The sequence below is a fragment of the Micromonospora sp. BL1 genome, assembly GCF_003667485.1.
Lineage (GTDB): Bacteria > Actinomycetota > Actinomycetes > Mycobacteriales > Micromonosporaceae > Micromonospora > Micromonospora tulbaghiae.
The window spans coordinates 1-1,069 of record NZ_RCVK01000363.1 but is presented as its reverse complement, the minus strand read 5'-3'; the positions used below and the strand labels follow the sequence as shown (position 1 = coordinate 1,069).

The 1,069-nt window shown below is 80.1% G+C and carries 1 protein-coding gene and 1 pseudogene; one reads left to right on the top strand and one right to left on the bottom strand.

Annotated elements, in window-relative coordinates; genetic code table 11:
- Positions 1-250, bottom strand: a 250-nt coding sequence (locus EAD96_RS31285) for a hypothetical protein (protein WP_199733317.1), incomplete at its 3' end; no start/stop codon positions are given.
- Positions 251-315: 65 nt separating this feature from the next.
- Here EAD96_RS31285 and EAD96_RS27385 point away from each other — a divergent pair.
- Positions 316-1,069: pseudogene (locus tag EAD96_RS27385) on the top strand (hypothetical protein); the annotation flags it as partial.

Below are 1,069 nucleotides of genomic sequence, written 5' to 3'. Positions count from 1 at the left end.
CCACGCCGACGCCGAAGCCGACGACGTCCAGCCCCGCGCCGAGCACGCCGCCGCCGAGCCCGACCGACTCGCCCGACCCGACGCCGAGCCAGAGCGCCAGCGCCGAGCCGGACACCAGCAGCGCCGCGCCGAGCAGCAGCAGCGCCGCCCCGTCGAGCAGCACGGCCGGCAGCGGCTCCGCCAGCCCGAGCAGCAGCGCCGACTGACCCAACCGCCACTCCGGCTGTGCTCCCGGGCCGGAATATGGCACGGTGAGATCCAGGCACTTCCGGTCGGCGCCACGGCTGGAGGCGAGCGTGGGTGCGGAGGGGCGAGATGGGCGAGCAGGACGTTCCGGCGGAGAAGGTCCACCCGGGACCGACGCCCGGCCCCGCCGACCCGGCCGGCGACGACGACCGCGGTTCGGCCTCACCCGGGCCGGTAGCCGTCGCCCGGGCGCGCGTGTCGGTCGCCGGTTCGGCCGTGCCGCCGCCCGCCGGTGACGAGCAGCCGCTTCCGCAGGCCGGTCCCACGACGTACCGGGCGGGCACCCCGGCGGACACCCCACCGCCGCTGGACCGGCGCCTGCCCGGCGCCACGGTGCCGCCGTCCAGCTGGTCCGCCTTCGCCGTGGCCGACCGCCCGGCGACACCCCAGCCCGCCGCCGCGCCGGCGGCGGACGGCGACGCCTCCCCGGGTACGCCCGGCAGCGCTCCGGCGGCCATCCCGGCTCCCCGCGTCTCCGGGTCCGCACGCGTGCCCGTACCTGCTCCTTCCGCCCCAGCCGTGGACGCGGCGGCAGTGGACGCCGCAGCGCCCGCCGACGCCGCCGGCCCGGCGGACCGCGACGCCGCGCCGGCCCGGCAGGCGGACGCCGCCTCCGAGCCGCACGACGGCTCCGGAGCCTCCTCCGCCGCCGAGACCTCGGCAGCCGGTTCCGGCGAGTCTTTGCCGCCCGTCACCGCAGCGTCGGCCGGGTCGGCAGGCACGCCGCCGGTCACGTCCGGCGACGTACCGCCCGTCGGGTCCGCCGGCTCTCTGCCGCACGGGTCCGCCGGCTCGGCACCTGTCTCCGCCGACCGCCCCGCCC